At 66.4% G+C, this 26,060-nt stretch carries 25 protein-coding genes; 6 read left to right on the top strand and 19 right to left on the bottom strand.

Annotated elements, in window-relative coordinates; translation table 11 throughout:
- Positions 1–221: 221 nt before the first annotated feature.
- From BKA10_RS15560 to BKA10_RS15540, 5 genes are all read right to left on the bottom strand, one after another.
- Positions 222–1,043 (bottom strand): oxidoreductase, encoded by an 822-nt coding sequence (locus tag BKA10_RS15560; protein WP_183500801.1) that lies wholly within the window; start codon positions 1,041–1,043, stop codon positions 222–224.
- Entirely contained in the window at positions 1,040–1,882 is an 843-nt protein-coding gene (locus BKA10_RS15555; protein WP_183500800.1) for an oxidoreductase, read from the bottom strand. Before BKA10_RS15555 ends, BKA10_RS15560 begins: the two co-directional genes overlap by 4 nt.
- A 26-nt stretch (positions 1,883–1,908) precedes the next feature.
- Positions 1,909–2,667, bottom strand: coding sequence for an SDR family oxidoreductase (locus BKA10_RS15550; protein WP_183500799.1), 759 nt, complete (start codon positions 2,665–2,667; stop codon positions 1,909–1,911).
- A gap of 8 nt (positions 2,668–2,675) precedes the next feature.
- On the bottom strand, positions 2,676–3,227 hold the full coding sequence (locus BKA10_RS15545; RefSeq protein WP_241740018.1) for a flavodoxin: 552 nt from the start codon (positions 3,225–3,227) through the stop codon (positions 2,676–2,678).
- A 110-nt stretch (positions 3,228–3,337) separates the two neighbouring features.
- Complete coding sequence (locus tag BKA10_RS15540) at positions 3,338–4,219, bottom strand: aldo/keto reductase (RefSeq protein WP_183500797.1); 882 nt, start codon at positions 4,217–4,219, stop codon at positions 3,338–3,340.
- Positions 4,220–4,341: 122 nt separating this feature from the next.
- Between BKA10_RS15540 and BKA10_RS15535 the strand changes: the two genes are divergently transcribed.
- Positions 4,342–5,217 (top strand): helix-turn-helix transcriptional regulator, encoded by an 876-nt coding sequence (locus BKA10_RS15535; RefSeq protein WP_183500796.1) that lies wholly within the window; start codon positions 4,342–4,344, stop codon positions 5,215–5,217.
- A 72-nt stretch (positions 5,218–5,289) separates the two neighbouring features.
- Here the strand turns inward: BKA10_RS15535 and BKA10_RS15530 are convergent, their stop codons facing one another.
- The 8 genes from BKA10_RS15530 to BKA10_RS15495 all read right to left on the bottom strand — a co-directional run bounded on the left by BKA10_RS15530 (position 5,290) and on the right by BKA10_RS15495 (position 14,017).
- Positions 5,290–6,039, bottom strand: a complete 750-nt coding sequence (locus BKA10_RS15530) for a dienelactone hydrolase family protein (protein ID WP_183500795.1) — start codon at positions 6,037–6,039, stop codon at positions 5,290–5,292.
- 19 nt (positions 6,040–6,058) lie between these two features.
- Complete coding sequence (locus BKA10_RS15525; RefSeq protein ID WP_183500794.1) at positions 6,059–7,231, bottom strand: FAS1-like dehydratase domain-containing protein; 1,173 nt, start codon at positions 7,229–7,231, stop codon at positions 6,059–6,061.
- Positions 7,232–7,269: 38 nt separating this feature from the next.
- Positions 7,270–8,187 carry an MBL fold metallo-hydrolase gene (locus BKA10_RS15520; protein WP_183500793.1) on the bottom strand — a complete coding sequence of 306 codons (918 nt, stop codon included), beginning with the start codon at positions 8,185–8,187 and terminating at the stop codon, positions 7,270–7,272.
- Between the two features lie 12 nt (positions 8,188–8,199).
- Positions 8,200–8,985, bottom strand: a complete 786-nt coding sequence (locus tag BKA10_RS15515) for an enoyl-CoA hydratase-related protein (RefSeq protein ID WP_206686711.1) — start codon at positions 8,983–8,985, stop codon at positions 8,200–8,202.
- Between the two features lie 82 nt (positions 8,986–9,067).
- Positions 9,068–9,736: a GntR family transcriptional regulator gene (locus tag BKA10_RS15510; RefSeq protein WP_183500792.1), complete on the bottom strand. Its 669-nt coding sequence runs from the start codon at positions 9,734–9,736 to the stop codon at positions 9,068–9,070.
- A gap of 53 nt (positions 9,737–9,789) precedes the next feature.
- Positions 9,790–11,034, bottom strand: coding sequence for a CaiB/BaiF CoA transferase family protein (locus tag BKA10_RS15505; protein ID WP_183500791.1), 1,245 nt, complete (start codon positions 11,032–11,034; stop codon positions 9,790–9,792).
- Positions 11,031–12,242, bottom strand: a complete 1,212-nt coding sequence (locus BKA10_RS15500) for an ABC transporter ATP-binding protein (protein WP_183500790.1) — start codon at positions 12,240–12,242, stop codon at positions 11,031–11,033. Before BKA10_RS15500 ends, BKA10_RS15505 begins: the two co-directional genes overlap by 4 nt.
- Positions 12,242–14,017 carry an ABC transporter permease gene (locus BKA10_RS15495; RefSeq protein WP_183500789.1) on the bottom strand — a complete coding sequence of 592 codons (1,776 nt, stop codon included), beginning with the start codon at positions 14,015–14,017 and terminating at the stop codon, positions 12,242–12,244. Before BKA10_RS15495 ends, BKA10_RS15500 begins: the two co-directional genes overlap by 1 nt.
- Before the next feature lie 195 nt (positions 14,018–14,212).
- Here BKA10_RS15495 and BKA10_RS15490 point away from each other — a divergent pair, with 195 nt between their 5' ends.
- Genes BKA10_RS15490 through BKA10_RS15480 form a run of 3 tightly spaced genes read left to right on the top strand, consistent with a single transcriptional unit; the run spans position 14,213 to position 16,994 of the window.
- Entirely contained in the window at positions 14,213–15,397 is a 1,185-nt protein-coding gene (locus tag BKA10_RS15490) for a CaiB/BaiF CoA transferase family protein (protein WP_183500788.1), read from the top strand.
- A 20-nt stretch (positions 15,398–15,417) separates the two neighbouring features.
- Positions 15,418–16,554, top strand: coding sequence for a zinc-binding dehydrogenase (locus tag BKA10_RS15485; protein WP_183500787.1), 1,137 nt, complete (start codon positions 15,418–15,420; stop codon positions 16,552–16,554).
- A 29-nt stretch (positions 16,555–16,583) separates the two neighbouring features.
- Entirely contained in the window at positions 16,584–16,994 is a 411-nt protein-coding gene (locus BKA10_RS15480; protein ID WP_183500786.1) for a cupin domain-containing protein, read from the top strand.
- Between the two features lie 72 nt (positions 16,995–17,066).
- Here the strand turns inward: BKA10_RS15480 and BKA10_RS15475 are convergent, their stop codons facing one another.
- From BKA10_RS15475 to BKA10_RS15450, 5 genes are all read right to left on the bottom strand, one after another.
- The gene (locus tag BKA10_RS15475; RefSeq protein WP_183500785.1) at positions 17,067–17,480 is read right to left on the bottom strand and encodes a nuclear transport factor 2-like protein; all 414 of its coding nucleotides are present in this window, start codon (positions 17,478–17,480) and stop codon (positions 17,067–17,069) included.
- Positions 17,481–17,519: 39 nt separating this feature from the next.
- Positions 17,520–18,257: an SDR family NAD(P)-dependent oxidoreductase gene (locus BKA10_RS15470; RefSeq protein ID WP_183500784.1), complete on the bottom strand. Its 738-nt coding sequence runs from the start codon at positions 18,255–18,257 to the stop codon at positions 17,520–17,522.
- Positions 18,254–19,234, bottom strand: coding sequence for an ABC transporter substrate-binding protein (locus BKA10_RS15465; protein WP_183500783.1), 981 nt, complete (start codon positions 19,232–19,234; stop codon positions 18,254–18,256). Before BKA10_RS15465 ends, BKA10_RS15470 begins: the two co-directional genes overlap by 4 nt.
- A 250-nt stretch (positions 19,235–19,484) precedes the next feature.
- Positions 19,485–20,807, bottom strand: a complete 1,323-nt coding sequence (locus BKA10_RS15455) for an NAD(P)-binding domain-containing protein (RefSeq protein ID WP_301549512.1) — start codon at positions 20,805–20,807, stop codon at positions 19,485–19,487.
- 45 nt (positions 20,808–20,852) lie between these two features.
- Positions 20,853–21,992 carry an AbrB family transcriptional regulator gene (locus BKA10_RS15450; protein WP_183500782.1) on the bottom strand — a complete coding sequence of 380 codons (1,140 nt, stop codon included), beginning with the start codon at positions 21,990–21,992 and terminating at the stop codon, positions 20,853–20,855.
- Between the two features lie 56 nt (positions 21,993–22,048).
- Here BKA10_RS15450 and BKA10_RS15445 point away from each other — a divergent pair, with 56 nt between their 5' ends.
- Positions 22,049–22,762, top strand: a complete 714-nt coding sequence (locus BKA10_RS15445) for a nitroreductase (protein ID WP_183500781.1) — start codon at positions 22,049–22,051, stop codon at positions 22,760–22,762.
- An 8-nt stretch (positions 22,763–22,770) separates the two neighbouring features.
- Here the strand turns inward: BKA10_RS15445 and BKA10_RS17000 are convergent, their stop codons facing one another.
- Entirely contained in the window at positions 22,771–23,958 is a 1,188-nt protein-coding gene (locus BKA10_RS17000) for an MFS transporter (RefSeq protein ID WP_183500780.1), read from the bottom strand.
- 186 nt (positions 23,959–24,144) lie between these two features.
- Here BKA10_RS17000 and BKA10_RS15435 point away from each other — a divergent pair, with 186 nt between their 5' ends.
- Complete coding sequence (locus tag BKA10_RS15435; RefSeq protein ID WP_183500779.1) at positions 24,145–26,058, top strand: hypothetical protein; 1,914 nt, start codon at positions 24,145–24,147, stop codon at positions 26,056–26,058.
- Positions 26,059–26,060 lie beyond the last annotated feature (2 nt).

The raw sequence follows: 26,060 nt of genomic DNA, 5'->3' as shown, positions 1-26,060 counted from the left end.
CCGTCTTCGGCATGGCCACCGTCTCGCAGCGAGCCCGAAACGGCTTGCCGACCGACGTGGAAGCCTTGCCGATCTGTGCACGCGTGTGAGTTGGGATCCTGCAGAAGTGGGACAGGCGACGCGGGTCGAGGCCACTGCGCTGACAGGCCCGACCGCTCCGCGCTCGGGACTCTTGCGTCCGAACGCTGCGGCAGGTCGAGCGCGTCAGTTCAAGGTGACGGTCACGAGTCGGCGTCAGTACTGCGGGTCAGGCGCGAGAAGCGTTCGACGTCCGCTGCATCGGCGGCGGTGGATGCGTGAAAGCCGGCAAGCGCGTCGGTGCCGAGGATCAGCAACGAGGGTGGCTCGGGGTGCTCGACGGCTTCCAAAATCGCGGTTGCGGCCCTCTTCGGGTCTCCGCGTTGGGCGCTCAGCTGAGCGCTTCCGGTGCGGCCGAGTACTTCGTCGTACGCCTCGACCCGGATGTCGGAGTGATCAGCCGAGCGACCTCGGAAGTCGGTGCGGAACGAGCCGGGCTCAACGACGAGCACCCGCAGTCCCAGCGGTTCAACCTCCTTCCGCATCGCTCCGGAAAGCCCCTCGAGCGCCGCTTTTGCGGCAGAATAATATCCACCGCCAGGGATCATCGCGCGAGCTCCGATCGAGGATATGTTCACGATCGTGCCGGCCCCTTGGGCGCGCATGCCAGGGAGCACGGCCTTGATGAGCTCGACCGGACCGAAGAAGTTGGTCGCGAACAGGCGCGCCACATCCTCGGTGCGGCCTTCCTCAACCGCGGCGGTGTACCCGTACCCTGCGTTGTTGACCAGCACGTCGATGCAGCCGAACCGCGTATGGGCGGCTGTCACGGCCGCGCGCAGCGAGTCTGTTTCCGTGAGATCGAGCGTTGCGGCGAGCAGTGAGCCCGGATTGGCGTCGTGGACGTCGTCGAGCGCGGAGATGTCACGGGCGGTGGCGACGACCTGGTGCCCGGCCTCCAGCACCTTCTCCGCCAATGAGCGCCCGAGCCCCGAGGATGCTCCGGTGATGAACCAGACGCTCATTCCTTGTCTTCCTTCGGAAAGTCAGTGGTGACGCTCAGGTGCGCCCAGGCGTCGATCTCATCGATGCGCCCCTGCAGCTCTTCGCGGACGACGTGGATCGCGTCCGAGCCCAGGAGGAGCCGGAAAGGTCCCACCTCGGCGTGAACCGCGTCGATGATGAGCGTGGCCGCGCGGTCGGGGTCACCGCGCTGGGTTCCGTGGGTGGTGTCCTTCTCAATACGACGCTTGCCGGCCGTGTCGGCGTAGTCAGAGATGACGGTGCGGGACTGTTTCAGCGACCGGCCCGAGAAGTCGGTGCGGAACGCACCTGGCTCAAGGATCAGCACCCGGATGCCCAGCGGCTCGACCTCGCGGCGGAGGGCGTCCGACACGCCTTCGAGAGCAGCCTTCGTGGCGGTGTAGTAGCCGGAGGCGGGGTTCGAGCGGGGCGCGCCGATCGACGAGACGTTGACGATAGTCCCGGCGCGTCGGGCGCGCATCTGCGGCAGCACCCGCTTGATCAGATCGACGGGGCCGAAGAAGTTGGTAGCGAACAGTTCCTCAACCTCGTCGACTTCGGCTTCCTCGACCGCAGCCCGATAGCCGTGCCCGGCGTTATTGACCAGCACGTCCACACCGCCGAACCGGGCGGTTGCCGCATCGACGGCTGCAACGACCTGTTCACTATCCCCGACATCCAGTGACACGGCGAGGGTGGTGTCAGGGTAGGCAGCGGTGAGCTTGTCGAGGTGGTCGGCGTTGCGAGCGGTCACGACCGCGTTGTCGCCGCGGTCGAGAACGGCGTGAGCCAGGGCAGCTCCAAGTCCGCTGGAGGCTCCGGTGATCAGCCAAGTCTTCATGACAATCCTCCCGCGCCCGTGTCGGGTCAGCGCTGCGCCCTGATGTGGTCAAGATCCGTCCGGACCGAGGCGGGCTCGCCGTCGAGGGGCAGATTCGCCGCGTCGCCGGGGCCGTCGAGAGCGTCGTCAGGATCTGTCGTTAGCGCGGCGAACACCAGGCCGAGGTCGTCCTGCTCTGGGCCTCGGGCGGCGACGAGCTCGAACGTCTTGTGGGCCGCCTCGGGGTTGGTGAGGCTGTCGACGAGGACACGAGCGATCTGGCGACGGGCGATGACACCGTCTGCGGGAGTACCGGTCTGGTGAGTGTCGCCTTGTCGGGGCGCGATGGCGACCTGGTCAGCGTCGTTCATGTCGAACCACCCAGGACGCACGATGGTGTATTCGTTGCCACTCGCGCGCACCAGCCGCTCCCCGCGCCGCTTCCATTTCGAACTGTCCCGCAGCACGGTCACGCCGATGGTCGTCATCAGCGCGATCCGCACCGGGCGGCCGGCCAGGGCATTGAGCACGTTGCGTACGGCGCCATAGTTGACTGCTTCGGCGTTGCTGTTGTCGCCGTGGGTGAAGATCACCGCGTCCACGTCGTCGACCGCGGCCGCGAGGGTGGCGGAGTCGGTGAGGTCGCCGACGACGGCCTCCGCGTCAGGGTTCAACGCGGGAGTGCGGTCGGGACTGCGGACGAGCGCACGGGGACGGTGTCCCCGCCGGAGGGCTTCGTCGACAACGCGTCGGCCGATGCTGCCCGTGGAGCCGACGACCAGGATGGTCAACTGAGGGTCGGTCATGATGATGTCTACCTTTCGATGAGACCAGCGGCGCGCAGCCACTGCTCGACGTCGGCGCCGGCTGGCGCTTCACGGACTTCTTCCCCCCGGATGGCCAGGCCGTCGCGGAGGTCGGCGCCAGTGTCCAGATCACGGTAGAAAGATGCGGTGGAGCCCAGGCCGCTGACGGCATAGGTCACGAATGGGTGCAGCGAGGTTCCCGAGAGGTCGACCGCTTCAACGAAGGTCGCCATGATCATCGGCGGCTGCACGTTCCAGATGGGACTGCCGAGGAGAACGGTGTCGTATGCCGATAGCTCGGGCAGGTCCCCGGCGATCGCGGGGCGGGCGTCATCCCGCTGTTCGGCGACGTTGCGCGCCACGGTGGGGTCATAGCGGTCGGAGTACGGTTCGGCCGCCTCGATGCGATACACATCGCAGTCGATCCGGTCGGAGATCAAACCGGCCATCACTTCGGTGTTTCCGGTGTCCAGGTCACGGCGGCCACCGTTCCAGTAGTTCTCTCCTGCGCGGGAGAAATAGGCGACGAGCACGCGGCTGCCAGTGGCGGGGGTGGGCATGACGCTCCTGGATGTTGGAGAGGAGGTGGGTGACGGTGGCCGCGTGCAGGCGGCAAGGCCGGTCACGGCGAGTCCCGCGATCCCTCCGAGAAGGGTGCGGCGTGTGACGGTCATGCCTCGGGGATAGGGCGACCGAAAGTCTCGAGCGTGATCGCGTCGGGGTCGGGCCCGCCGCGTGTCCCGGTGTCCAGTGCATCGATTCGGGCGATCTCGTCGTCGGTGAGTTCGAAGTCGAACACGTCGAAGTTCTCCGCGATGCGCTCCGGCTTGGTCGACTTCGGGATCACCTGGATGCCGTTCTGGATGTGCCAGCGAAGCATCACCTGCGCAGCCGACTTACCGTGCTCCTCGCCGATCGCGAGGATCACTGGCTCGTCGAAGCTGCGCTTAGCCGACTCCCGGTAGGACGTGATGCCGCCGATCGGTGACCACGCCTGGGTGAGGATGCCGTGCTTCTCGTCGATGGCCTGCACCTCGCGCTGCTGAAAGTAGGGGTGCACCTCGATCTGGTTCACCGCGGGCACCACGTCGGTCTGCGCGAGGAGGTCCGTCAGATGCTCGACCATGAAATTGCTGACACCGATCGCCCGTACCTTTCCGTCAGCGAGGAGCTTCTCCAAAGCCTTGTACGCGCCGACGGTCTTGTCGAATGCCGACGGCAATGCCTGGTGCAGGATCAGCAGGTCGATCTGGTCGACCCCAAGCTTCGCGGCGCTCTTTTCGAATGCGTGCAGCGTCTCGTCGTAGCCGTAGTCGCTGATCCAGATCTTGGTTTCGATGAAGATGTCCTCGCGGGGCACACCGGAGTCGCGGATGCCTTGACCCACCTCGCGCTCGTTGCCGTACGCAGCAGCGGTGTCGATGTGCCGGTAGCCGGCCTGCAGCGCCGCGACGACGGCGGCGACGGTCTCGTCGGGAGAGGTCTGGAAGACGCCGAGCCCGATGGCGGGGATCTCGACACCGTTGTTCAGGTTGAGGTTCGGAGTGGTCATGCTCCGACGGTACGCCGGACCGCCAACCGGGTGAGAGTCACCAGCGTTCACCCCCACGGCTCGTGAAGGGGTCAATGGTGGTGGCTCCCGCGGCGACCGGGTCGAGGACTAGCGTCGAAGGTATGGACAATAGGCACGAGGTGCAGGATTTCCTCACCGGACTGCGCGGACGCATCACTCCCGAGGTCGCCGGCATCACGGCGTTCGGCGGAGAACGACGCGTGCCAGGACTCCGCCGCGAAGAGGTCGCGCAACTCGCCGGCGTCAGCACCGCGTACTACACGCGAATGGAGCGAGGCGACCTCGGCGGCGTGTCCGAAAGCGTGCTATACGCCCTCGTCAACGCCCTGCAACTCAACGAGGCCGAAACGCAGCATCTGTTCGATCTCGCCCGCAATGCCACCGGTGTCGGCAGACCGTCACGAACCAAGCCCGCAACGCGGCTCTCGCCCCAACTCGAACAGCTTCTCGACACGATGAGAGACGTCCCCGTCGTCGCGCTGTCCAGGCTCGGCGATCCGATGGGATCAAACTCTCTCGGGAGGGCCTTGTTCCTGCACCTGTTCCCGGAGGGCACCACCCCTCTCAACACCGCCCGCTACTTGTTCCTTGACCCGCGATCTCAAGAGTTCTACCCCGACTGGGATGTGGTCGCGCGCGAATCCGTGTCCGCGATGCGACTCCTCGCCGGTCAGGACCCCAGCGACAGGAAACTCGCCGCCCTCGTCGGAGAACTCGCGACCCGAAGCAGCGAGTTCCGCACGTGGTGGGGAAGCCACACCGTACGCACCCACACCACCGGCATCAAGCGCATTGCCCATCCCGTCGTCGGCGAGATGGCGCTCACCTATCAGACGCTGGCTCTTCCGTCCGCGCCGAAGATCCGACTGGCGACATACCTGGCCGAGAGGGGCTCCTCCTCCGCCGACGCCCTCGATCTTCTCCGCAGCTGGGCTGCCACCCCTTCCACCGCCGCGCAGGAATCGCGTACGTCCTGAGCCGCCATGAGCACGTGTCCTTCACTCCGCCGGCTCCTGCAAGGCCGACGCGGCGGTCCGGCTCAGCGAGCGTCAGGTCAGCCGGGTGTCGAGCCAGCGGCGCAGCTCCCCGAAGTGACGCTCTGCAGCAGCCTCGTCGTACATCGAGGTGTCCGACATCGAGTAGCCATGGGGCGCTCCTGCGTACACGTCCTGCGAGAGTTCCACACCGGCGACGCGGCTGATGCGGTCGATCTCGGCCATGGCCGCGGGAGGCATTGACGGGTCGTCATCGCCATGTCTCAGCATCACCGCTGCCCGGGCTGACCGCAGACTCAGGTGGGGGCTGTCCGCGGCATCCGTGACGAGCGCTCCACCATGGAATCCTGTAGCCACCCGCACGACGTCGGGATGATCCCCCGCGGCCCGCAGCGCAAGGCGGACGCCCATGCAATAGCCGTTCACCGCGACGGACGATGCCCCACTGAGTTCCTGGAGCGCCGCGATGTAGTTCGCGGTGTCCGCCCGTGAGAGTTCGCTCGTGAGCGCATCCATCCGCGGCGCCGCTTCCCCGAAGAACGCCTCGCGCGCGCCGGGCTGGCGCAGATCGTTCCGCGGCGATGTTTCGTCGGCCGTGCCCGAGCGATAGAAGACATTGGGCGCGAGGACCACGTAGCCCCAACCGGCGATCCGGTCCGCCATCTCATGGATCCTCGGGCGGAGGCCGAGCGCATCCATGAAGAGGAGCACAGCCCGTGGTTCTGCGGTGCCCGCAGCGCCATCCGGCCGGGCGAGCCACGCTTCGACCGGCCCGTCCTGCCCGGCTATCGTGATCAGCGTCATCGCGGGGAACGCGTGGCTGTCACGCCGCGGGCGGCCGAACCGGGAGCTTGATCACGGCGGTACCAGGCATGGCATTCTGCCCTCGCTGGTTCATCGCCCACGTCTCCACCTTGACGACGTGGTCGCCGTCATCGTCGATGTACTTCTCGGTGATCTTGCCACCGAGACGCACCACGTCAGAGAGGTAGACGTGGGCACGGTACTGACCGTGGACATGCTTCAGGAACCCGTCGTCGCCCATCCAGTTGGTGAGCTGATGAACGCCCCAGGCGGTCCGCTGCACACCCACGTCGTACGCGGCCTGCGCACCCTGCAGGCTCGCTGCGTAGTCGTTGTAGTGCACCGCGTAGACCGGCTCGAGGGCATGCGTGTTGGGGTCGCGGAACGCCCATTTGGGGTGCTTGGCGAACCGCCGGAGTGCGACGCCATGCGCCGCGATGCGCGGAATGGGTGCGGCACCCGATGCGATGAAGGCGATGAAGTCGCTCAGTCCCATCGGTCCCTTAGTGATGACGTCGAGTTCGTCGTCGACATTGACGTCGTCCCAGTAGCGGGGATCGGCGCCGCGGGGGGTCTCAGCGAGCACGTCACGCTCGATCTGCTCGATCTCTTCCGGAGTCCAGGGATGCGGCAGCTCGATCTTGCGCGTCTCGCGCTTCTTCTGCATCTCGGAGCGCTCGAATCGCATGCGAGAGCAGATGAACTTCGCAACCAGCTCTCCGTCCTGGTTGCGGTACTCCTGGCGGAGGTAGTCCTTGATGCGGCGGCCGGCGAAGTTGCTCGCCTCGATCGGTCCGTCGAACCCGTCGAAGACGATGGTGGCGGTGATCTTGTCGCCGACGCGGATCGGCTTGTAGAACTCGATGTCCGTCTCTGCGTGGAAGCCGCCCAGGCCTCGCCAACCGACCTGCACCGACCCGAGACAGGCGAAGATGAACGTCGGTGGGGCGATGATGCCGCCGTAGACGGACTGCACCGCGTACTCCTCGTCGGTCCACAGCGGATTGCCGTCTCCGATGCCCTCGCAGTAACGCAGGATCGCGTGGCGGTCCGCATACTCGTTGTTCACGGATCCCGCCGTGCGCAGCTCGGTCCCGATCAGCGCTCGCATCTCGTCGAGCATCTCGTCGGTGAACTGCGCCGTAGCGAGCTTCTTCTCGAACTTCGCGTCTGCCTGTTCCGTCGTGGTCATCGCGGCCTCCATTGGTAGCGTCCTGAGTAAACTATATACTAATCACCGCTGGTGAAGCGCAGATGCATGGCCGTTTGCCGCAATGCCGACACCCGATGCCAAGGTCGAAGTCCCTCCCAGCCGGGCCCCCAGCGCAGGGCACCGGCGATCTGCCACACTGTGGCATCCAATTCTCGCCGCCGTATCTCTCTCGCCGCTTCCCCGCGTTTCAGCTGATGTTTGATGGTCGCGTCGACGCGAACACCGATCTCGGGGATCACGCCTCCGTGCCCGGGCAGCCCACGCCAGCCGAACATAGGCGCGAGGCGCTCGAGCGAATTGACATACTCCGCGAGCGCGTCGTCGCCGGCGCCGCCCCGATTGAGGCCGACCCCGGGGTAGAAGTCAGGAAGGACGTGGTCGCCGGTAACGAGCAGCTGCTCATCGGGCAAGGCGAGGCAGATCGACCCCAGCGAGTGGCCGGGCGTATGCACGACGGTCACCGCGAGTCCGGGGATGCCGAGTCGGTCACCGTCGTCCAGTAGACGATCAATGGTGGTCGGCGCGGGCCCAGCAGGCACGGCCGCCAGCAATTCTGGCCACCGCGGGGGCGGAACGGCCCAAGCGCGCAGTTCCGCCTCGGTCGTACCGCGCGGCAATGCCTGAGCCGCGGCATCCGCTCTGTGCATGGCGACCCTCGCCCCGCTCCTCGCACGGATGCGCTCCGCGAGACCACGGTGATCCTGATGCAGATGGGTGAGGGTGAGCGAGCGGATGCCGGTCACCTCGTGCCCGAGCGAGCGGAGCCCCTGCTCAAGCGCCCCCCAAGCGGCGTCGGTGTCCCAGCCGGCGTCGACGAGATGCACGTCGCCGTGGGCATCTCGGAGCGCGTAGACGTTCGCACTGTCGATCCAGTGCCCCTCGGGCATCGGGATCGGGAACCGCCAGACATCCCGCGCGATCTGTTCGACGTGCATCCGGGCTTCAGCTCACCGTTTCGAGGGCGCCATGCGCGCGGCGATGCGGCTCTGGAACTCGTCCTGCTGTGCAGACCAGAGCTGCTTCGTGATCTCGTTCTCGATCGCGGGGCCGTAGTCGGTGAAGGCTGCCGCTTCGCGGATGGATGCCTTGGCGCGCTCGGCAACCCCACGCGGGGCGACGCACGCCTTCGCGGCGAGCTCGAGGGCTCGTGGCATGAGTTGGTCGCCCGGCACGCACTCAAAGACGAGCCCGAGCTCGCGGGCCCGTTCGCCGTCGACGTCCTCCCCCAGCAGGACAAGCGCATTCGCCGCCTGCGGGCCGACGAGGCGGCTCAGCAGCCACGTATGGCCGCCACCGGGATGAAGCCCCAGCTCCAGGAAGCGTGTGGCGAAGAGCGCCTCTTCGGCGGCGAGCAGCACGTCGCAGACGAGCGCGAGGTTCATTCCCGCGCCGACGGCGGGGCCGTTGACGGCCGCGATCGTGGGTAGCGCGCAGGCATGCAACCGCTGGAAGGCGGCGTAGATGGACCGCAGGCTCTCCTCGGCTCGCCCATCGGCGCTGGCGGCGCCGACCAGGTGTCGCAGATCAGCGCCGGCGCAGAATGCCTCACCTGCGCCGGTAATGACGATGGCGCCGATGCCGTCGTTCGCTTCGGCGGCGTCCACAGCGGCGATGAACTGGTCGACCATCGCGACGGTGAGCGAGTTCCGACGCCGTTCGTTGGTGAGAGTGATGACGGCGATACGGTCTCGCACGTCAACTCGCACCAGCTCCGGTATCTCATGTTCTGACACGCTGTGCTCCTTCGTTGGGGCCTACAAGACAATAAACTATACTGCGACCGACGACAGTAGAGCCGATACCCGGCGATACCGGTCAGTCCTGGCCAGCGAGCCAGGCAGCCACGTGCGCGGTGCCGAGCTGTCGGTGTTCATCCATGACAGCCACGATCTTCTCCGGATCGCGGCTCTCGATGATCGGCATCATCTCGAGGTGTTCAGCGTGGCTGATCTCACTGCTGCGCAGGTCATGGGCGCCACGCGAGCCATACGGCTCCACCGAGTCCCACAGATAGGTGAGGAACCGCAGCAGCCGATCGGAGCCGGCGCGCCGGAAGATCACGAAGTGGAACTCGCGATTGAGTTCGAGATACTCGAAGCGCTGCTCCGGCGCCGTCAGTGCGGCCATCTGGTCGATCAGGCCGCGCAGCACCGCGAAGTCCTCGTCGGTCAGGTCAGGCGCGGCGAGCGTGTACGCCTCAGGCTCCAGCACCTCTCGCCAGTGGTAGATGTCGGTGAGGTCCTCCGCCGACAGCTCGCGCGAAAAGTATCCCTGGCTCTGCTTGTGTACCACATGCCCCGTCGCGGCGAGCGACGCCAGCGCCTCCCGGATGGGAATGTGCGACAGCCCGTACTCGGGGGCGAGCTGGTGCGGAGAGAGGCGCGCACCTGGCTTGATCGTGCCGTCGGAGATCTCGGTCCTGATGCGACGAATCGCATAAGAGACCAATGTCTCCGGCCGCTTGGTGCGACTATCCGTGGCCATCCGTGGCCATCCCCTCTGCCTGATCGAAACGCGATGGTATAGACGATACTCGGTCAGTCGCCCGCTGCCCGTGCAAGGGGCGTGTCTGTCACGCCGGCGGCGAGCAGCTCGTCGATCTCGGCATCGGACATGCCGCCGACCTCGCGCAGTACTTCCACCGAATGCTCCCCCAGTCGCGGCGGGCTGAGAGGCTCGATCTCAGGCCACTCCGGCGAGCGCACCGGATTGCGGACCGTCGGGACGGCCGATTCACCTTCGCCGACCCACTGCACGGTGCGATTGACCTTCACCTGGTCGAGCTCCAGCGTCTCGTGGAGCTCGAGCACCGGAGAATTCGGTACGTCTGCGGCGTCCAGAGCATCCTGCCACTCGTCCCGCGTGCGCGTGAGCATGATCTCTGCGATCTGTGGGATCAGCAGTTCCCGGTGCTCGACGCGAGCGGCATTCGTGGCGAATCGCTCATCCTCGATCCACTCATCCCGGCCGACGGCGGCGCAGAGGCTGCGCCAGAACCCATTGGTGAATGCACCGACCATGACGAAGTTGCCGTCGCTGCACTCGAACGCCTGGTACGGCACGATCTGGGCGTGCCCTCGGCCGAGGCGCGGTATCCGCTCCCCCTTTCCCGCGACCACGGGGATGTAGTTCGCGAGTAGTGCGACGCTGGCATCGATCATCGAGATCTTGATGTGCTGTCCCTCGGGATGCTCGTCGCGCGCGTGAAGAGCGGCGAGCACACCAACGAGGCAGAACAGACCGGCCGAGTAGTCACTGACCGGCGTGCCCATTCGGACGGGCCCGCCGCCAACCTCGCCGGTGACCCCCATGAGTCCGCTCACGGACTGCAGGATGATGTCGTTGGCAGGCCGCCCACTCCACGGACCCTCAGTGCCGAAGGCCGAGATGGAGCCGTAGATGAGTCCTGGCCGCCGCTCCTTCAGGGAGTCGAAGCCGAGGCCGAGGCGATCCATCACGCCAGGTCTGAAGTTCTGCAGCACGATGTCGCAGTTCGCGGCGAGCCGTCGAGCTGCCTCCTGACCTTCCGCGGAGCGCAGGTCGAGGGTGACGTCGCGCTTGCCGCGGTTGATCGCGACGAAGTAGTCGCTCTCCAAGGGGCCCAGCATCGGTGCGCCCATGTAGCGCGCGCCGTCGCCCCGCCCGGGCTTCTCCACCTTGATGACCTCGGCGCCGAGATCGGCGAGGAACATCGCCGCATAGGGTCCCGCGGCGGCATGCGTGAAATCGAGTACGCGGATGCCGGCGAGCGGCAGTCCGGATGAGGGGTTCGTCACAGTCATTTTCCGTTGCTCCCGCTTCCCGGCAACAGCCGCCCATCCTTGTCATAAAGCAGGACGCCTGACCGCTCCACCGAGATGACGACGCGGTCGCCGGTGCGCACAGTGGCGACATCCCCCTGCTCGGCGAACCACTGCGCACCACCGACGTCGACGATGAACTGGTGCGTGCCGCCTTCTGACAGCACGACCTGCGCCACCTGCCCCTCCAGCGTGACATCCCCGGTCGGCGCGGCCTGGGCCTGCTGCGACTGAGGGGTGACCCGCACATCCTTGGGTCGCGCGAAGACCTTGATGGTCGCGCCCTCTGTGGTTCCGAGTACGTTGTCGACGCCCCTGATCCATCCTCCGTCGTATGAGACCTGGCCGTTGCTCAACGTTGCGGTGACTTTGTTGCGCACTCCGAGGAACGTCGCCGCGTACGGCGATGCCGGTCGGGTGTAGACCTCTTCGGGAGTTCCGGACTGTTCGATCTCGCCATCACGCATCAGCACGACGCGGTCACCCATCTCGAGGGCCTCGGCCTGGTCGTGCGTGATGTGCAGCGCAGTGAACCCGAGTTCACGATGCAACCGCAGCAGCTCGGAGCGCAGGCTGACGCGCAGCAGCGCGTCGAGATTGCTGAGCGGCTCGTCCAGGAGCATCAGCGACGGACGCGATGCGAGCGCCCGAGCCAGCGCAATCCGCTGCTGCTGGCCACCGCTCAACTCGGCGGGCAGCCGCTTGGCCAGCGCCGAACACTCGACGGTCTCGAGAACTTCGGCGACGCGCGCGCTGCGTTCCGGACCACGAACCTTTCGGCGCTTGAGGGGGTAGGCCACATTGGCTTCCACACTCATGTGGGGCCACAAGGCGTAGTTCTGGAACACCATGCCGACGTTGCGCGCCTCCGGCTTGACGTCGACACCGCTCTTCTCGTCGAATACGGTCTGGCCGTGCAGCCGGACTGTTCCCGCAGTCGGCTGCTCGAGCCCCGCGATGCAACGCATCAGCGTAGACTTTCCGCAGCCGCTCGGCCCAAGCACGACGACGTATTCGCCCTTCCTGATACTGAGGTCGATGCCGCGCACGGCGTGCACGTCGCGCTTCTTGCTGACGAAGCTCTTGCTCAGCCCGACGACGCTCGCCTCGGGGCGCTTCACGTCCGCCTCGGCGGTGTTCGTGGCCATGTTCTTCTCCATCGTCGTTTCCAAGGTTGCTTCCGTCGTCATCACATCTTCTCCAGTGCAGATCGGCCGCCCACCAATAGCGTCAGCGCGACTCCGATTCCGGTCACGGCGGTGATGACCAGCGCGAGAACTGCAACCTCGGGGTAGACCCCTGTGGTCCAGGTGTCGTAGAGCAGAGTCCCCATCACGTACGTGCGCGGCGTGCGCAGCATGACGGACACCGCGAAGTCATGGGAGAGCAGGATGAACATCACTGTCGCCGCCGCCGCGACACCGCGACGAGCAAGCGGTAGTGCGATTCCCCAGAGGGTTCGAAAATAGCCCGCGCCCGAGACTCGCGCCGCTTCGTACAGCCGTGGATCGACCCCCAGCAGACTCGAGTGCTGGGCGCGAAGCGCGAACGGCAGCACGATGTAGACGTAGCCGATGACGAACAGCCACGGGCTACCGAAAAGATTGAACGGGGGCTGCAGGAAGACGAACATCACCGCAATACCCAGGACCGCTCGTGGCACCGCCAGCGGCGTCACGAACGCCAGGTCGAGGGCGTACTGAGCGAACTTCGGAGCTCGGAACGTCGACGTCATGGCCATGGCGCCGATGAACCCGATCGGTACGGCGATCAGAATCGCTGCCAGCGAGAACACCACCGTGTTCTGCACCGACGACAGCAGCACCGGATCGGTAAGGCCACTGATCACGTGGTCGAGCGTGAACTCGATCTGCGCCAGATTGCCGTTCCAGAATTTCGAGAAGGCGACGAGCCCCAGCCCGATGAGCGGCAACACGACGGTCACGGCGGCATAGACCACGATGATTACGAACGCCCAGATCGAGGTCTCACGCGAAGGCACGCCACCGCTCGAACCCTGTGACGCGTAGCGCCGCTGGTCGCCCAGCGTGAGGCGCTGGAACACGATCGAGAGGATGCCGATGGCAACCAGGGGCAGACCGATTGCCGCGGTCAAGGCGTAGTCGATGGGGAAGCTCTCCCGGACCCGGAAGATCTCGGTGGTCAGCACATCGATGCCGGCACGGCCACCGAGCAGCAGCGGAGCAGTGAACTGTCCCAGCCCGAGGAGGAAGGTGGTCACGGCACCGGCAAGGAGTGCCGGGCGCAGCAGAGGGAGGGTCACGGTGCGGAATGCCGTGAAGCGGGAAGCCCCCGACAACCGCGCCGCAGCCTCCAGTGATCCACGGATCTCCTGGAAGCGCGCGCTCACCATCGTGTAGGCGATACCGGCGAGGTCGAGTCCGGTGATGAGGATGATCGCTTCGGCCGAGTAGACGTTGAAGGGGCCCTCGACCAGGCCGGAGAAGAACGGCAGCTGCCGCAGGAGCGTGTTGCCGTAACCGACCGTCGGCGCGAATACGAACACCCAGCCGATGATCAGTGCGACTTGGGGCACCATCAGCGGCAGCAGCGGGATGATCGTCGCGATTCCACGGAACCGCGCAGGGACGCGCTGCACGAGCACCGCCATCACGACCGCGACGACGAGGGCGAGGACGGTCGATCCGACCGCCAGCGCCACCGTCGTCAGGAGCGTCTGACCGAACCGCGGCAGATTGGTGAGTCTGCCGATCGCCGCGCCGCCGTCTTCGAACGCCTGGGCGTAGAAGATGGCGATCGGCATGACGACGAAGAGCACGCTGATGGCGGCGATCACATACCAGAGGTGTACCGCTTTCGGCCGCCATGCTGGTCGGCGGTCGCGCCGGCCGCCCGAGCCGCGTCCTCGTGCTGCCGCGAGCGTGCCCGTCGCGGTGTCCGCGTAGGCGCTGTCACTCACTGTGACTTTGGAAGTCAGACTCATCTTCGGATCCTGGACCTCTCTGTCCATGTGCTCTGCGGGAATCGGTTGCTGACGACCGATTCGTAGATAGTAGACTATGTACTCAGTCAGGTCACTGCAACCGACTTCGGAAGTTCGGCCTCAGCGACCATTCAGGTATATACTATCTACTGTTACGGGTTTTGCATACCCCGGCATCGACCAACGGAGGTTCCCATGTCGGCACTTGACGGCGTCCGAGTGATCTGTATCGGCCAGTTCTATATGGCGCCTTACAGTAGCCTCCTGCTGGCGAGACTGGGCGCGGACGTCATCAAGATCGAGTCGCCCAGCGGTGACCCCTACCGCTTCCTGCCGACCACGACGGGCTCCGGCAACTCCGTGCAGTTCAATCTCATGAACGCCGGCAAGAGGCTGATGAAGCTCGATCTGCGCACAGACGGCGGACGCGAGGTCTTCCTCGAACTGGTTCGGACCGCGGACGTCGTCGTCCAGAATCTCGCACCCGGCGCCTTGAACCGGATGGGCCTCGGGTACGACACGCTGCGTGCCGCGAATCCGCGGATCATCCTGGCGAACGGATCCGGGTTCGGTTCGACGGGTCCATACGCCGACGACACGGCCATGGACCTCACAATCCAGGCTCGCGCCGCCATCATGAGCACCACCGGATTCATGGATGGTGAGCCCGTGCGTACCGGCCCGTCCGTCGTCGATCTCATGGGAGGTACCCATCTCGCGGTCGGCATCCTGGCTGCGATGCTGCAGCGCGAGCGCAGCGGGGTCGGTCAGGAAGTGGAGGTCGCGCTGCAGGATGCGATCGTACCTGCACTCTCGTCCAACATCGCCGCCCTGCTCAGCGATGCGAACTCGCCGGAGCGCACCGGCAACCGGCACGGGGGCCTGGCCGTGGCTCCGTATAACGCCTATGAAGCATCTGACGGATGGATCACCATCCTGTGCCCGTCACCGACGCACTGGGGTGCCCTGCGCACCATCATGGGCGACCCGCGGGCTGACGACCCCCGGCTCGACGACATGTCCGGGCGCGCCGCGCATATCGATCTCGTCGACGAGATCGTCTCAGATTGGGCGCGTCGCCACACCAAGGACGAGATCTTCAAAGTGGTGCAGGCGCAGGGCATCCCGTGCGCCCCGGTGGTGACCCTGCCAGAGCTGCTCGAGGATCCCCACTTCATCCACCGCAATATGCTCCGCGCGACCACCGAGGCCGATGGGACATGGCACACCTGGGCAAGCCCCGTGCTGCTCTCCGACTCGCCGATGGTGGAACCGACCCGTCCAGGCGCCCTCGGCGCCGACACTGAGTCGATCCTCCGCGACGAACTCGGCCACGACGCCGCAAGCGTCGACGCTCTGCGCTCCGCCAAAGCCATCTGAATCAGAAAGGCACAGCTCACATGTCGATAGCTCCCGCCCTGCCCGAGACTAGCAAGGCCGCGATCATCACCGGGTTCGGTGAAGACCTCGAGGTACGCGACCTCCCCATCCCCGAGCTCGAGCCTGGCGCCGTCCTCGTGAAAGTGGATGCGGCCACGGTGTGCGGCAGCGATGTGCACGTCTGGGACGGGTCGCTGCATGCCGGTGGCATCCGCCCCGTGATCCCGCCGGTCGTCCCCGGCCACGAGATGGCAGGCACGATCGTCGCCGCGAACGGCGACGTCCCCTACGTGGGCGGCGGGCTCGCTGAGCTCGGCGATCGCATCGTCTTCACGCTCGGACGGTGCGGCACGTGTTATCACTGCGCCGTCGCGAACCAGCCGAACCTCTGCGCCAACCGCAAGAGCTACGGGACGAACTGCGAAAGTCACCCCTACCTGGTCGGCGGTTTCTCCGAGTACTGCTACGTGTACCCGTCCTCGCACAAGATCAAGGTGCCCGCGAACGTGAAGCCCGAATGGGCGTCCGCGGGAAGCTGCGCGCTGCGCACGATCGTCGGCGGCTATGAGCGGCTGGGCTCAATCGAGCCCTGGCAGACCGTCGCGATCCAGGGCTCCGGCCCGCTGGGCCTGTTCGCCACCGCGCTGGCGAAGGCGGCGGGCGCGAAGCGCATCATCGTGGTGGGGGCCCCGGATGCCCGCCTCGATCTCGCGCAGGAGTGGGGCGCGACCGACATCGTGTCAGTGCTCACAGTGACCGAGCCGGGTGCGCGCGTCGAAGCGGTGCGCGAGCTCACCGGCGGGCACGGTGCAGAGATCGTCATGGAATGGTCGGGGGCGCGCACCGCCTTCGCGGAGGGCCTCGACATGGTCCGTCGTGGCGGACGGTTCCTCGTCGGTGGGCAGGTCGGCCCGCATGAGGTCTCGATCCAGCCGTCGAAGATCATGCGCAACCATCTGAACGTCATCGGTTCGATGTCGGCCGCGGAGCCCCAGTACTGGAAGGCGATGCAGTTTCTCAGCACGCACCAGGACGAGTTCGACTTCGACCGCATCCTGAGCGGGCGGTTCGGCCTCGACGGCGTCACCGATGCCCTGCGCGGAATGCAGAGCCTCACCGAGATCAAACCGATCATCGACCCGACGCTGGCGTTCTGAGCCGACCGACCACCGCAGGAGGAACACGGATGAAAATCGTCAGAGGACGAACCGGCGATGCCGTGCGACTGGCCGGGCCTGACCAGGTCACCGGCGTACTTCGTATGGACCCGGTGATCGATGAGGCTCCCGTCCGGGCGTTCAACGTCGCGTTCGAGCCCGGCGGCCGCAATCACTGGCATCGCCATGAGGTCGCCCAGATCATCGTCATGGGAACCGGCGAGGGCATCATCGCGGACGGCACCGGCCACATACACCGGCTGCTCCCCGGCGATGTCGTGCATGTCGGTGCGGGCGAGGAGCACTGGCACGGCGCTTCGCCGGACTCGTTCGTGACGTACTTCGTGCTCTCCGTGGGTTCGACGGAGATGCTCGACCGCCCGGTCGGCGACGCCGAGTACACCGCCGCCTGGGCGCAGGTCGCCCCGGACGCCAGCTGATCCCGCGGGTCCTTCCCCGGAACGGCGGATGCCACGACCCTGCGGCCGTGGCATCCGCCGTCTTACCGCGTGTCAGGCGTCGAGCGGACGGTACCCGCCGCACATGATGCGCAGGTAGTTGATGCGGCCGTCCTGCTGGCCCACATACGCCTGCTGCTCGAGCAGGAAGGTGCCTTCGGGCTTGCGGACGCGTAGCCGATAGCCGACGCGGCCGCGCGCGGCGAAGGCGTCCGTCACGATCTGCTCCACGCCCTCGATCTGATAGTCGTCGGGAATCCATCCCTGCAGCGCCTTGATGGGGCCCTGTTGACCGAGGCCCTCATAGTTCGTGCTGTTGACGAGGCCGGTCGTCTTGAAGCTGAACTCGCCGTCATCGAACAGTGCGCGCATGGCATCCCAGTCCCGGGCTGCCACCGCCTCTCCGAATCGGCGGGCGAGCTGTTCGACGATCACGGTCGCCTCTGAAGGCTGGGTCGCGGCGTTCATGTGCTCTCCTTTGTGTGTGGTGCGGCGCTGGGGCGTGACTCACATCACGGCGCCGCCATTGACGTGCAGAAGCTGACCGGTGACGTAGCGTGCTTCCGTACTGCAGAAGTACGCGACCCCGTGGGCGATGTCGATGGGCTCGAGGAGGACTTTCATGGGGTTGGATACGTTCAGCACCTTGACGGCGGTGCCGGCGTCGTTGTCGTACATATCCGCCGCCATCGGCGTGTCGGTCAGTCCGGGCGCCACCGAGTTCGCGGTGACGCCGTGCGGCGCCCCCTCATGAGCCACGGCCTTCGTCAGGGCGATGACCGCCGCTTTCGAGCTCCCATACGCCGCCCTCCCGGGGAGAACGCGGACACCGCCGGTAGCACTGACGGTGACGATGCGTCCCCAACCCCGCTCGATCATGCCGGGCAGGCAGGCGCGGATCGCGTAGAACGTCCCCGAGAGGTTGATCGCCAGCACGCGCTCCCAGAGGTCGTCGGGGTGGTCGACGACCTCCTGCGAGGCGTTGATGCCGGCGCTGGTGACGAGGATATCGGCCGGTCCGATCTTGCGGGTGAGTTCCTCGGCCGCGCCGGTGACAGACTGCGGATCCGCCAGGTCACAACAGGCCCAGGCGAGCGAGCTGTCGGGTTCGGTCAGATCGAGGACGCCGACAGTCGCGCCCTGCGCGGCCAGCAGCTGCGCGGCGGCCGCTCCGATGCCCGAGGATCCTCCTGTGACCCACGCGACCCTGCCGCCCAGCGGCGCCGGGGAACTGTCCTGACTCATCCGAGGAAGTAGCTGTCGAAGAGCGCCCGGAACTCGTTGCGGCGCTCTTCGGGCCAATCGCGCTCATCGACCGCGTCGATCGAGTCCCAGTCCAGCGCACCGTCGGTGCTGTCGTACAGCACCGGGAACGCGGCGGGAGCCAGCCCATCGGCGAGCACCTGCTGGCCGTCTTCGCTGAGGAGCCAGTTCACGAAGAGCTGGGCGGCTGCGGGATGGCCCGCGTTCGCGAGCACCGACGGACCGTACGCGAACCCGGTGGTGTTCTCCTCCGGGATGACGTAGTCGATGGGCGCGCCCTCGGCGATCATCGTACCGACCACGTCAGGGGTCGTCAGCACCGAGAAGTGGGTCTCCCCCGCCGCCAGGCTCTGCGTCAGCGGCACGGTGCTGCGGATCACCTGATGATTCAGATCGGCGAGCTCCGCGAGGATGTCCTCGCCGTACGCCTCGACCCAGGCGTTGAGCTGGTGCATTCCGTTCTGGGAGATGGGCTCCGCAATGCCCACAGGTCGATCGCCCGCCTTCGCGATCAGATCTTCGATATCCGTGACGGGCTCTCCGAGCTCGGTGTGCCATGCGAGCACGTACGGTGACGCCAGGAGCTGCATGAAGTAGTCCTCGTGCGTCGCCTCCGACCAGCCGGCGTCCGCGATCTCGGGCCCGTACTGGAAGGCGGCTAGGCTGCCGGCGTCGCCCTGCTGAGCGACCCATGCGTACTGTGTGCTCCACGAGACGTCTGCCCCGGCGACGTTCGCTGCGATTTCCTGGTCCATGCGGATCGCGAGGTCGCCCGCAGGCTCACGGACGACGGAGACATCGATCTCTGGGTACGCTTCGCTGAACTTCGAGAAGACGTCTTCCGACGCCGGCTGTCCGGAGTAGATGATGACCTCGCCGTCAGCCTTCGCCGCTTCGACGAGGTCGTCCCACTCTTCCTGGCTCAGCACGACCGGCGAGCCGGAGCCGGTGGAGGCCACCGCCTCGAATCCATCTGCGCTGTCGTCCGCCGGAGCTTCGCCACCCCCGCATCCGGCGAGCAGGACAAGACTTCCAACGGCTGTGAGCGCCGCGAGACCGCGGACTGCCTGACGACGACGCGACATCTTTGTGTGATTCTTCACGTGGAACCTCTCTGTTCCTTGGCCGCCGATCAGCGAACTCGCGTCGGCGTCGGTTGGTACAATAAAATATACTCAATAGCAGCGAAAGGCAAGACCCCGCCGCCGATCAATCGATGAGGCCACGCTCCCGGAGCACGCCCTCCGCGACACGGAATGCATCGGTCGCGGCGGGCAGTCCGCAATAGACGGCGGTCTGCAGGAGAACCTCTTTGAGCTCTGCGGGGGTGCAGCCGTTGTTGAGGGCGCCTTCGACATGATTCTTGAGCTGGTTCGGCCTGTTCATCGCCGTCAGGATCGCGATGTTCAGGATGCTTCGCTGCTTGCGATCGATCCCCTCCCGCGACCACACCCGGCCGAAGCAGACGTCGGCGGAGTAGTCGTGCAGCACGTCATTGAAGGAGTTGCGCTTCGCATCCTTCTCGCGAAGGTAGGTCTCGCCCATCAACTCGGTGAGCACCCGGCGCCCGAGGCTATCGTCGTTCAGTTCTTCATCGCTCACTGTCACCCCTCCTCGAGCACCTTGTCGACCTGGGCGTCCGACAGCCGGATGTCGACGCCGGCCCCGCTCGTTCTGCAACTGCATCGGCGACTGCGAATCCTTGCCGCCCCACCCGCGATCGAGCGCCTCGCGATAGTCCTGCTGAGCGGTACGCGCAACGCTCATCGGAACGTCGAGTTCGTCCGCGAGTTCCAGCGCGAGCCGAAGGTCCTTGTCCGCCAGCGCCAGCGCGAACGACGGCGGCTCATACGCCTGCTGCAGGTAGCGCTTGCCGATCGAGTCGAAGGTCCGCGCCCTCCCGATCGCACCCTGCCGCATCGCAGCCCACAGAGTGTCCGGCTCCATGCCCGCCTTCACCCCCAGGCTCATGACCTCGGCGATCGCCGCGCGGATGCTGATGCTCGCGCAGTTGTGGGCGAGCTTGGCGATGTTGCCCGAGCCGATGCCGCCGACGTACATCACGCGGTCGCCGATGGTATCGAGCAGTTCTCGATGCTGGTCGTAGACACCGACATCGCCCCCGATGTAGATCGCGAGCTTTCCGCTACGCGCACCGGCCGGTCGGCCGCTCACGGGCGCGTCCAGCACCTGTACGCCCCGCTCCGCCGCCGCAGCGTGAACCTCCCGGACAGTCGCCGGCGAGTTGGTCGTCAGGTCGAACCACGCGCTGCCCGGAGCCATCGAGCCGACGAGGCCACCTTCGTCGATGCCGACGGCGCGCATCTGCACCGGTCCGGGCAACGAGGTGAACACCACTGCCGATTCTCGGCCGAGCTCGGCGATACTGTCCGCCCACGTCGCGCCACGGGACTCGAACTCTGCGCCGCGATCACGATCAAGGTCGTGGATGTATACGTCGTGTCCGGCGTCGATCAGGTTGTGCACCATGCCCGCACCCATGACGCCGAGTCCGATATATCCGATCTTCATTGAACGCACCTCTCTGCTGGGCTGCATCGCCACGATGAGTATATCCTATATACCCAATCCTCCAGGTGGGGCGTCGCCGTCGACGGCGCCACCGCGTGCCCGTCGGCTGTACCCGTTGATACCCACGGCGATCAGCACCGCAGTGATGATCGCGAGGAACATGCGCAGGAGCTGCATGGCGATGATCAGCGCAACGTCGTCTCCGGCTTGAACGGCGATCGCGGCGACTGTGGGCAGCCCACCTGGCGACATCGCGAGGAACCCCGAAAGGGGGGACACCCCGAGCACCTCCGCGAACAGAAGACCGAGCCCTGCGGAACCTGCGACACAGACCACGATCTGCACGAGTGCGATGGGGAACACCCGTCGCAGCGTTCTCACTGTCGCCACCGTGAACGAGAACCCCACTGCCAGGCCGATGCTCGCATAGCCCGCGTCCAGGATCAGAACAGGTATTCCGACGGGAATCGGGAGCAACCATGCGGCGACGACCGCCAGGAGCGTCGCGTACAACAGCGCCGCTCCGGTGAAAGGCAGCAGCCGCGCCAACACGAGGCCGCCACCGGCCGAAACGAGTGTGAACCCGAGATCGAGCAGGAGTGAGCCGCCCGCAGCCACTGGCGCGCTCGCGTCACCCGATGCTTCTGCCCCGAGAACTGCCGCTGCGAGGGTGATGGCGGCGATCACGACCACGACTCGCGCATATTGGATGGCGGCGACGACGACCTCGTCTGCTTCGACATCCCGAGCCATGGCCGAGACCCCGGAGGCAGCACCGGCCAGCGACCCGAGCAGCGCCGTCGCGATACTGATGTGCGGCGAGAGTAGGAGCAGCAGCCCGGTCAGGAGCGAGAAGATGATGGTGACGACCACACCCCCGACGATTGCCAGCGGCGACTCGAAGAGCTTCACACCGGCATCCGGATCGATCAGCGCACCGGCACCTGCGCCGACGACAGCTACGCCGCCGTGGCGGATCGCGTCCGGCACGCCCCAGTCCGCCTTCACGACAAGCGAGAAGATGCCGCCACCGACGAGAGGGCCGAGGAGGAATGGTGCCGGGGCACCGACGAGAATCATGAGCGCTGTACACGCGGCCAGTGCCGCTATGAGAATCGCGAGCCGTCGCCACGAGTGGCCGAACCACGCCCAGACCGGACCTCGACCCCCGCTCGACATCCTCATCGTAGATAATATACTGTTCCTACAGACCCCTCCACAACCCGGCGGTGATGACCTCGATGGCGACTTCGCACTCTCTAGATGCACCTCCTGCCGACCCCTCCGGCCCTCTGGAACAACTGCTGCGCGAACGCTGGAGCTGCCGTGCCTTCGAGCCGCGGCAGGTCGAGACGGCGACCATCGAGCGCATGTTCACGCTCGCCCAGCTCGCTCCGTCGTGGTGCAACACCCAGCCCTGGCAGGTGATCGTGACATCCGGAGCCGCCACGGAGCGATTCCGGGCAGGGCTGACTGCGCAGATCCGCTCGGAAGGGCCGTCGCGACCCACGGACTTCGACACCCCGCGGGAGTACACCGGCGTGTACCGGGAACGCCGGCGCGAGAGCGGGCGGCAGCTCTATGAGGCCCTCGACATCGGCTACGACGACCGCGCGGCGCGCGCTCGACAGGCGTTTCTGAACTGGGAGCTCTTCGGAGCTCCGCACGTCGCGATCGTCACCACCGCGACCGAACAGGGCACATACGGTGCCGTCGACTCGGGCCTGTACGCGGGCTATCTGCTGCTCGCGGCGCATTCCCTGGGACTCGGCACCGTACCGCAGGGCGCTTTCGCTTATGCCGCCCCGTTCATCCGGGAACACTTCAGCATCCCACCCGACCGCAAGGTGCTCCTCGGAGTCGCGTTCGGTTATCCCGCGGAGGACCACCCCGTGAACAGGTACCGAACCACCCGCGCGGCGCTCACGGATTCGGTGCGGTTCGTCACCGCCTGACGCGGGCGCTACTCGGGGGCACTGTCCCGGCGCGCAGCGAGTTCCCACCCTGCCGATGCCATAAGCCCGGCCGCCTGAGCGAGAAAGACCGCCCCCGGCCCCAGCACGAGAGCCAGCGCCCCGGCCGCGAGCGGTACGAGAACCTGCGCGAGCTGGTTGCCGAGCATCCGCACCCCCAGCGCACGCGAGCGGGCGCGCGGCGCGAGTGTCGCGATGATGATCGTGATACTCAGCGGCTGGGCCACACCGAGGAAGAACCCGCCGAACACCATCGCCGCGAACAGGAGCACGGGTTGACTCGAGAGGGCAACCGTCACCAGCGCCACCGCCGAACCGGCAGTGCTCCACAGCAGCAGACCGGAGGACGACCACCGGCGTGCGAGCAGGCCGAGGAACATGCGCGAGATCATCGAGGTCGTCCCCCGCACACCGAGCAGCAGCCCCACGGTGATCGGGCTCAGCCCGATGTTCTCGCCGATCAGCGGAAGATACGCGGTCAGCAGGTCGACAGAGGTGAGCACTGCGGCACTCACGAACACATAGCGCAGCACGCCGGGCGCCCGCAGCACATCGCCCACCGTCGTCGGCTCCGCCGGGTCGGTCGTCGCGTAGCGGCGCACCGCCGTACTGGTGAACGCGATCGCGAGGACCATGCCGACCGCCGCGGCGATCCAGAAAGCGGCCGATATCCCTTCACGTGTCGTCGCCGTGGGACCCACCACGATGCCCGAAACCACCGGTCCGATCGCCTGGCCCAGAGAGGCGCCGGCTGCCATCCACCCGAAGCCGCTGTTGTAGAGCCGCGGCGGCGCCGAGCGTGATATCCATCCCTGACCGCCCAGCGCAAGCCCGAGGTGCGCTGCGCCCATCAGGCCGCTGGCGATGACGAGCACCCAGAGCTCCCTCGTGATCGCCGCGAGCACGCAGCTGCCGACGAGCACCAGCGCGGAGACCACGGGCACGATGGCGATGTGCGTGAGACGACCCACGATGGTTCCCAGCGGGATCGCGATCAGGACCGGCAGAACTGCTGCCGCCGAGACGAGGATTCCGATCGTCAACCCGTCGGCACCCAGATCCAGAGCGGCATACGACAGAGCAGGGCGCGCAATACCGAGTGCGATCTGCCCGAGCGCCACTCCGACGAGCGGTCGCCAGAGCCAGCCGCCGGGTGGGCTGGTGAAAGTGCCGGTCACGTCATCGATCCGGTCAGCATCGGCGCCTCCAGGCTGAGTGGGCTTTCACGCACAGCCACACGAACCACTGGACGCCAAGCGCGCTACAGTCTACTCTCTACTCAACGAGCGCGCGTTCATCCCCGATGCGGACATGGAGGTCCAGCACTCATGCGAGAACGAACGAATCCAGCACGTCGGCGGCGTTTGCCGATCGTCGCAGCACCGCTCGCCGTCGCCGTCATTGCCGCAGCGGGAGTCGCGACGTCAGGTGGCGCAGCGGCAGCGGACGACCTCGAGCTCACGACGATCGAGGGAACGCTTGCGAACGGCAATCCGTACACGGCAGTGCTTCCGAGTAGATGGAACGGCACCCTTCTGCTCGATCTGGACTTCAATACGTCGCAGTCCCGCTATCAGGCCCTGTACGAGCGCGGATTCGCCGGCGCCGGAGTCGAACGCGCCGGCGGTGCGGGAGACGCGCCCGCCTTCGCGGCAGATCTGCTGGATGTCCTCGACGTGTTCACCGAGGAGTTCGGTGCACCCGAGTACGTCTTGTCGAACGGCCGATCCCGGGGTGGTGTCACGGCCGCTGTGCTGATGGAGACGTATCCCGATCAGATCGACGGCGCCGTCGCCCAGTGCACGGTGCCCGGTTACATTCCCTCGTACAACAGCAAGTTGGATGCCGCCTTCGCCGCCCAGCAGTTGCTGGGAGCACAGCAGCTCGCGATCGTCGACATCCCGACCGATGACGCGCAATACGGCACCCTCGTCGGCGATTGGGCTGACGCGCTCCAGGCCGCGCAGGGGACGCCGGAGGGCAAGGCCCGCATTTCGCTCGCCCATGTTCTCGGCCAGCTGCCTGTCCGCAGTTCCGCCACCCAGCCCGTGCCGGACCCGGACGACAGCGCCGAGTTGCAGCAGGCGATGTTCGAGACTCTGGCCGGCCAGTTCCAGACCCGTCTGGGTATTCGACGGGACTACGAACAGGCGGCCGGCGGCGTATTCAATTGGAACGACGGTGTCGACTACGTCGACGTCTTCCACCGGATGGTTCGACCGGAACTGCGGGCTGTCGTCCAGGACATGTACTCCCAGGCGGGGCTGGACCTCGAGGTCGAACTCCGCACGCTGGACGCCGCTCCGCGGATCGTGGCCGACCCCGCTGCCGTCGCCGAGGTGGACCGTCGGGGCGGCCACACCGCCGACCCCGATCGGCCGATCCTGTTCAACCAGGCTCTCGGCGACGCGACCACCCAGCTCGCGACGATCAGCTCATATGTGGCGGAAGCCACGAGAAACGGCAAGCAGGATCTCGTCCGCACGACGGTCGTTGACACCGCCGGCCACTGCGCGTTCTCGACCGAGACATACGTCTCGGCGGTGGAAGTCGTCGATGAACGCGTTCGCACCGGGGTCTGGCCCGACACGTCCGCCGAGGCCATGAACGAGCGGGTCCGGGCAATCGACGAAGCGGCGTCCCGGGACTACATCGAGTACGAGATCGAGACGTTCGCCCGTCCGTTCTTCCGCGGTGACGTCTACACACCGATGCCGGACACGACCAGGCCGACGGCGACGTTGACGTCGCCGACCGTCGCCGGCCCCTTCCAGACGCTGTCCCTGCGCGTCGATGCGACGGATGACCGCGGGTTGGGGCGGATCGTGGCGAACATCTACCGGGACGGCGTACTCGTGAAGAGCACGCAGACCGCCGTCGGCGGAGCGCCCTCCGCCTCGCACCTGGCCTCGGTCGCACTGCCCGACGGCTCCTACACCGTGAAGTACAACGCTCAGGACCTCGCGGGCAACACCGCCAGGACGGGAACGTTCGCGTTCGCGATCGACACCACCGCCCCCACGGCCACGGTGAAGGACGGAGACGGCTTCACCGCGGCCACTGGCAGTACGTACGATCAGGTGAGCTTCAAACTGTTCGACGCCGGCAAGGTCGACAAGGTCGTGGTCAACGGTGTCGAGAAGAACCTCACCGACAACACCTGGTCGGACGTCAACTTCCTGCGCCCCGGCACGTTCGGCGCGATCCAGGGCGAGAGCTCCCTGGTCGTGTACGACGTCGCGGGCAACGCAAGCACGGTGCACTTCGTCCTCAATTGAGG

The organism is Microbacterium invictum, assembly GCF_014197265.1.
Classification (GTDB): domain Bacteria; phylum Actinomycetota; class Actinomycetes; order Actinomycetales; family Microbacteriaceae; genus Microbacterium; species Microbacterium invictum.
The sequence above is the reverse complement of the archived record's forward strand: the minus strand, read 5'-3'. Positions and strand labels throughout refer to the sequence as shown.